The following is a 7320-nucleotide window of genomic DNA, read 5'->3' as shown; positions in this document are numbered from 1 at the left end:
TCAGCCGGTCCCGGACAGAACCCTTGGCGCCCAGGGCCAAAGGCCCGGCGGCGCCATCAACCCTCACGCCCGTAAGGGCGTGTCAACCTTCGGGAATACTGGAAAGCACCGCTATGACCCTCAGCATCCTCTGAGGTCTGACCGTCTGATGTCTCTCTGCTCTCGGGAATACGGTCCGGAGTCATCAGTCGGCGGACAGCGGATAGCTGACGCCGGACAGCAGCCGCAGACTCCCCCAGCACAGGATCTCACGATCTCGCCCATCACCCCAATTCCATAATTAACCACGTCCGGTTCATAAAGAACCTAAAGTTATTATACAACAGCTTTAGGAGGGAATAACCCCGAAAAAATTAGATTTTCCAGGGGCTTTATAAAGTTACCCTTAAAGCAGGCTTGTTGTCGGGAGCTTATGTTTCAAGCTTCTTTCCTTATCATGCAGGCCCTTAGAGAAGGGTCGCGCCAAAGGCGCAGGATGGATTGATGGGTCTTGAGATGATGACAGACCGAAAGAGCCACATCGGTGAAGACAGTATACCTGATGTACGAGACCATCCCGCTCCCCGTCATTTCGAGCGGTGGTATCATGCCGCTTGAGGATACTGCCAAAGCCGCTACAGCTACGAGGAGTCGAGAAATCTTTCTTGTGGTCGGGAACACAGGTAGTGTAAAATATTTTGTGTAAATGAATCTTGCTCAAAATATTTTCATACCTCATACTTAAGGGGAGCCTCATACTTAAGGGGAGAAAGAGGAAAAGGAGTTACTACCATGGCAAAGCGTACCCCTACCCCTGGCGAAAAAATTGCGCAGGAAATCTACGAAACCTACAAACCGACCACTGTCGAAGAGATGCAGTCCGCCTTAAAGAGTGTCTTTGGACCATTGTTTGAAGCAGCTCTTAAGGGTGAATTGGATAACCATTTAGGCTATCCCAAGAACGGCAGCACCCCTGAGGATTCCAAGAATACGAGAAATGGGTATTCCAGGAAGAACCTGAAGACCTCCATGGGAACGGTACCCATCCAAGTCCCTCGTGATCGGGAAGGTACTTTTGAACCCCAGTTAATCCAAAAATACCAGCGTGATGTTTCCTCTATCGAAGGGAAAGTCCTTGCGATGTATGGCCGTGGAATGAGCCAGAGAGACATCTCTTCGACCATTGAAGAAATCTACGGTTTCTCCATCTCCCATGAACAGATTGCCCATATTACGGACCGGATCCTGGACGAAGTATATGCGTGGCAGAATCGTCTACTGTTTCCTTTTTATACCTTTCTCTTCATCGACTGTCTGTATGTTCCCATGAAGACTGACAGAGCCCTGAAACAAAAGGCTGTCTACGTCATCCTTGGGTATGACATCAATGGTGAGAAGGATATCCTTGGTATCTGGATCAACGAAACGGAAGGTAAGCATACCTGGATGCAGATTTTCGATGAAATCAAGAACCGGGGAGTACAGGACATTGGTTTCATCTCCATGGATGGTGTCAGCGGCCTTGAAGAAGGCGCTGCTGCCATCTTCCCTGGCACAGTGGTGCAACGCTGCATTGTCCATCTGATCCGTAATTCCATGCGGTATATTCCCTGGAACAAATCCAGAGAGTTCTTGAAAGAACTGAAAGAAATCTACAAGGCTACCAATGTAGCAGAAGCTCGCAGATTGTTTGAAAAGTTCAAGGGAAAATGGGCAGCCTATCCTGGGGCTATAGCGGTCTGGGAAAACAACTTCCAGCACGTGGAACAGCTGTTTAACTACGGCTCTAATGTACGGAGAGTCATGTACACTACCAATGCCATAGAAAGCATCAATTCCAGTTTCAGAAAGGTAACCCGTAAGGGCTCTTTTGCCAATGACGAGGCCATCCTGAAGCTTCTCTACCTCCGTGTCCTTGAGCTCAAGAACACCAAATGGAAGGGCAAAGGAAAGGTCTTTAACTGGCCGGCTGTTATGAACCAATTATTGATTGACGAACGTATGAGCAAACTAATCGCTAAATACGATTGGTTAATCTAAAAACACAAAATTCTTGACATCCCCGGAACACAGGGCTTTTCAACGCCTTCCATCTCAGCCGCTTCGCGGCAAATGCACCCCCTCAGCCTTCGGCAGCTCACCCTACGGGAAAGCGACTCACTACGATTTGTGCGTTGCTTCGCTCCTTCAAATCGTGTTCGCTGCCACCCCGATGGGGGAGCCAAGTTTTAACGGCGTAGTCTGGACCTTAATTTTCTTCACTCAAATCTCAATTCTTTCTTTTTACACCGGCACCCCTCCACCGCAAGCGGTCCCCCTCCCCTCTAAAGAGGGGAGGTTGGGTGCCTTCTGCGGCGAAGCCGCGGGAACTCAACTCTCAACTCTCAAATCTCAACTCTCAAATCTCAACTCTTTCTTTTCAATGCTCCCATAGGTTTGTATGCTCACTCAGCCACCAGGACAAAAAGAGCTCCCCATCAAGGGGAGCTCTTTTTGTAGTTTCAAACCTTATTTGATATGGCTTTTCAGTTCTTCCAGTGCTTTCTTCAGTTCCTGGATTTCCTTTTCCTGGTTCTGGATCTTCTGGTCCTGGGCTGCGTCGTTTGCTTTCAGTTTCTGGTTTTCTTCTGCCAGTTCTGCCTTGCTCACGCCGGCATAGGAGCTGCCCTGGCCCAGCTTGAAGCTTACGCCTGCGTTCACCATGTTTTCTCCGTTGCCGAAGTTGGTGCCTACGCTGACCATGGTATCCTCATTGGGCCGATAGAAAGCGCCTACGGCCACGCTGTTGGCATTGCGGTAGTTGCCGTAGCCTACGGCGAAGTTCCATTTGTCGGAGGGGTCAAAGTCCAGCGGATGGAGACCGGCCAGTGCGGCTGCACCGGCACCGACCTTGTTGATCCGGTTGTCCAGGCGGTTCACGTGGCTGTTGATGTTCGTGATGGCCTGGCTGTTGCTGTCTACCTTGGACTCCACATCCTTCAACTGGCCATAGTTCACGGCGTCCGTGGTTTCTGTGCCAGCCGCCACATGGGTGATCTTCTTGTCCCTTGCATTGATGCCGTCCTTCGTCATGGACGGGCCATCCTTGATGCCGATGGAATCTGTTGCATTGACTGTCTTGACGCTGATATCATCGTTGAGTTTCACAGAAATGGCGTTGCCGTCGACCTTCGTAGCAATATTTGTCTTATCGCCATTGATAGTGAGCGTTTCAGACGGTTTCACTGCAGCAGCCGTACCTTCGTCAGCAGCAAACTTCGTCGGATTCGTTTCTGTCGTTACGACCAGTCCCTTGCCGTTACCGGAAGTATCTGTATTTCCTTTGTCTGTGCTGGCAGAATCGCCGGAAGTACCGGAATTCGAATCTTTAGGCGTTACGGTAGTCGTATCCGTAGCCGTTGTACCGCCCGTAATATTGGCACTAATCGTATAGGTACCGTTATTCGTATCAATCTTGATACCGTCTCCAGCGACGAGATTGATGTTCGAGCCAGCATTGCTCATGGCTGCCTTCAACTGTGCTACGTTGACTGCATCAGTCGAATCGATACCAGCAGCAACGTTTGTCATGCGACGCGTATATCCAGCACTGCCCACGGAGACAGAGGCCAGATTCGACTGCCAAACATAATCCGCATCAGACGCATTACGTTTAACATAGCCAAATCCATATTTATTTAGATCTTTCCCTGATTTATCGCTGTCCCCAACTGCGGAGTCACTGCCCAAAGCTACGCCGCCATCTACACTGGCATTAGCGTTATAGCCGAGAACGGTGACATTCTTATTCGTCGTGGCCATTGTTTCCTTGGCAGAACCCACGATGACAGAGTTATCCGCGCCATCAACATCCCGGTTATCGCCCAACAGCTGGGCTTTGGCCGTATTTTTCAAGCTGTTTTTGGAACCCAGGATGGAGACATTAGTAGCGTTATCGACGATGTTGCCGTTACCTACAACAGCCGCCGCACCGCCGCCGTTTTGTGCCTTGATGGCCGTACGCATAGCATCTGACAAAGAATTAGGATTATCAAATCCCGTCGTTTTCTGAAAGTCTGTTGCATCAAAATCCTTAATGGAGTTGGTCACCACGTTACCAGCACCGACCATAACCGTACCATTAGCATTTTTCGTCTGGTTAGCAGAGCCCAAAATACTATCAGCCATACCAGAAGATTTATACTCTTTACTTGACAGACCTTGCACACTATTCAAAGAACCCACGACAGCAGCCCCTAGGTTCTGAATTCCATGTGGATTTTCGCCCCATTTGGCATTTTTATATATACCGGATACAGCCGTATAACTGCCCAGAACAGTAGAAAAGGTACCGTTGTTATAGCTGTTATTGCCAATCGTAGTAGCATTAATACTTGCCTGATAATTACCAATACCAGAAGGGCCTTCACTCTTGCCTTTCGTAAAATCGATATCTATATCACCTAATTGTCCATGATAATCATGGACACCAATCATAGTACTACCAGAGCGGGCATAGGAATTTTCACCAATAGCAATACTGCCATAATAATCCTTGCCTTCCGCTGTACCAAAAGCAAAATTATTTTCTAAAGTACCAGCCATATTAGCAACTGTAGCCTTCTTGCCAATAGCTATACTGTCGCTCTGATTAACATAACTATTGATATATGCCTGGCTGCCTATGGCCACATTGCCTGTACCAAATCCATAATTCCCGGATCCATCGCGCTTAATGATAACATTATTACCGATAGCAACACTTTCATTTGAACGATGGACCAAATTGCTGTCGCCAATACTGACGACTTTGTCCTGATCATATAAATATCCGTATCCATCTTTGATAGTTCTACCATTTCCAATGATGACAGAATTCGTAGTTCCATGGATATAGCTTGGACCGCTGTGATTATCGCCAATCACGATGGTATTTTGGGTATTATCGATTTTGTTATTAGCTCCGACCACATAAGTATTCTGTACTTTATCTACATTATTTTGGAACCCATCCACCAGGTTGTACTTGCTGGCGGCATCCTTTGTCCCCTTCAGGATATTGCTGACACCCATCACCTGGGAAGCCTGGGCATAATCTACGGTGTTGCCACCACCCATAACCATGACCTGACCACCACTATTGGGAACAGCTTTCTGCAGGATTTCCGTTACTTTATCCATCTGTCCTTTCTGATAATAGCCCATTATTTTATTGATGGTAGCCTCGTCCAACCCAGATACATCCCGATAGGAATTGGTGACCTTGTTGCCGGCGCCCATGATGATAGCGGCGTTGGCATTCTTCGTATAGTTTACCTGACCGATTACACTGCTGGCTGCTCCATCAAACGGTGCATTGGCATCCGCGTCGACGATATTCAGCGTCCCTACAGCCAGAGACGTTGCTCCCTGAAAACGGTTCGCATCGGTATTGGAAGAAACGACATGATCACCAACACCAACGGCAATGCTGGCAATCCCATCCGCCTTACTGGCTGGACCATGTTCAGTGGCTGCCGGACCTGCAGCACCAACGGTTCCACCAATTCCCAGTGTAAAGATTACAGCTGCCAGCAGGGCTGCTTTCTTACCTCCCCATTTTTCGGACGGGGACTTCTTACCGTGTCCCTTTGCGATTTCAGAAACCGCCACGTAGCAGTTTCTGACTCTGCTCCATACCACCTTATAAATATGATTCATTGCAATTCCCCTTTACTATGAACGAACATATGAAACAGGAATGCGGCCCCTTCATACCTCCTTACCAGAAAAAGTATGCCATTGCCGCCGGATAAAGAGATGGCATACCTATATGTAAAATTAAATCAATAATTGAATTACTAAGGTATTTTTATTATACCCCTCGTTCTAAAATAGTGCCAATACCTTGATGTAAACGTTAAAGGTATCTGTATAAGAAAATGTCATAGCATGTGATTGTTACAGTCTTTTGGCAGTAACAGGAACCTCGCCGCCACTTCATAAGACGGCCTTCGCACTCCTGTAGAAAGCAGGAAAGAGTGACCGCCACGACAGGATATACTATTTCTATAGCGCCGTACCTGTGATTCCACATATAGTTCCCTTTGGTAAATAAATATAATAGAGTATAGAGAGAGTTGAGGCCCCGCGGCTTCGCGGCCATTTCTTAACCTCCCCCATCCATGGGGGGCTGCTGACAAATACCATTTCTGTCGTATAACTATACAAATGCATACATTTGGAAACGCCCCCTCAGTCGCCTGCGGCGCTTCTATCGGCACCCCTCCACCGCAAGCGGTCCCCCTCCCCTCTAAAGAGGGGAGGTTGTGGTGCCTTCTGCGGCGAAGCCGCTGGACCTCAACTCTCAATGTTACCCTCAACTCTTTCCCTATCATGCAGCCCCTAGAGAAGGGCCGCACCAAAGGCGCAGGATGGATGGTTAGGTCTCGAGATGACGATAGGCGGAAAGAGACACATCGGTGAAAGCGGTATACCTGATGTATGAGACCATCCCGCTCCCCGTCATTTCGAGCGGTGGCAGCATGCTGCTTGAGGATACTGCCAAAGCCGCTACAGCTTCGATGAGTCGAGAAATCTTTCTCGGGCGCGGGAATACAGGGCTTTTCAACGCCTTCAGCTGCTTTGCAGCTCCCGCCTCTTCGAGGCGGATCCATCCCCTGCCCTTCGGGCTGCCCCCTTCTCTAAGGGGGCACTTGCTACCGATATTCTCAATAGTTGGGGTTATCCACCGGAATGCAGGCCTTTGGAGAAGGGCCGCGCCAAAGGCGCAGGATGGATTGATGAGTCTTGAGATGATGACAGACCGAAAGAGCCACATCGGTGAAGACGGTATACCTGATGTATGAGACTATCCCGCCCCGTCATTTCGAGCGGTGGCAGCATGCTTGATGACTCTACCTACAAGAATCGCTACAGCTCCGAGGAGCCGAGAAATCTTTCTCGTGGTCGGGAATACAGGTTTTTCCCCTCCTCAGCTGCTTCGCAGCTCCCGCCTCTTCGAGGCGGATCCATCCCCCGGCCTTTGGCCGTCCGCCGTTTGGCCTAAAAGGAAGGCGCTTTGATGGGCAGGCTAAGCGCCTTTTGTATTCAGGCCAAACTTGGACATCCTATGCAGGATGTCCATCTCTAAGGGGGAACTTGCTTACCGGTATCCTCAATAGTTGGGGTAATCCACCAGAATGCAGGCCCTTGGAGAAGGGCCGCGCCAAAGGCGCAGGATGGATTGACGGGATAACACCAGAATCCTCTGCTGTGCGGCAACCCACCCACCCGAAGGGAAAGGGATCACTGCATTCTCAGTCGCCTGCGGCTCCTTACAGCACGGCTATCAGCGACTCACAACAATTTGAGCGTTGCTTC

The 7320-nt window shown here is 49.2% G+C and carries 3 protein-coding genes; 2 read left to right on the top strand and 1 reads right to left on the bottom strand.

Features of this window, described 5'->3' with window-relative positions:
* The first annotated feature begins 771 nt into the window (after positions 1-771).
* A complete protein-coding gene (locus HMPREF9453_RS05860) occupies positions 772-2019 on the top strand; it encodes an IS256 family transposase (RefSeq protein ID WP_008858902.1) in 1248 nt (415 codons plus the stop codon).
* A 468-nt stretch (positions 2020-2487) separates the two neighbouring features.
* On the opposite strand, the gene HMPREF9453_RS05855 is transcribed toward HMPREF9453_RS05860, so the two are convergent.
* Positions 2488-5658, bottom strand: a complete 3171-nt coding sequence (locus tag HMPREF9453_RS05855) for an ESPR-type extended signal peptide-containing protein (protein WP_008859640.1) — start codon at positions 5656-5658, stop codon at positions 2488-2490.
* 779 nt (positions 5659-6437) lie between these two features.
* Between HMPREF9453_RS05855 and HMPREF9453_RS05850 the strand changes: the two genes are divergently transcribed.
* Entirely contained in the window at positions 6438-6806 is a 369-nt protein-coding gene (locus tag HMPREF9453_RS05850) for a hypothetical protein (protein WP_187368056.1), read from the top strand.
* Positions 6807-7320 lie beyond the last annotated feature (514 nt).

It is taken from the genome of Dialister succinatiphilus YIT 11850, from assembly GCF_000242435.1.
In the GTDB taxonomy this organism is placed as follows: domain Bacteria; phylum Bacillota; class Negativicutes; order Veillonellales; family Dialisteraceae; genus Dialister; species Dialister succinatiphilus.
This window is presented reverse-complemented; position numbering and strand designations above follow the sequence as displayed.

Excerpts from the sequence above, each read along its gene's own strand:
- HMPREF9453_RS05855 (WP_008859640.1), bottom strand. The coding sequence starts at position 5,658 with ATGAATCATATTTATAAGGTGGTATGGAGCAGAGTCAGAAACTGCTAC.
- HMPREF9453_RS05850 (WP_187368056.1), top strand. The coding sequence starts at position 6,438 with ATGTATGAGACCATCCCGCTCCCCGTCATTTCGAGCGGTGGCAGCATG.
- HMPREF9453_RS05860 (WP_008858902.1), top strand. The coding sequence starts at position 772 with ATGGCAAAGCGTACCCCTACCCCTGGCGAAAAAATTGCGCAGGAAATC.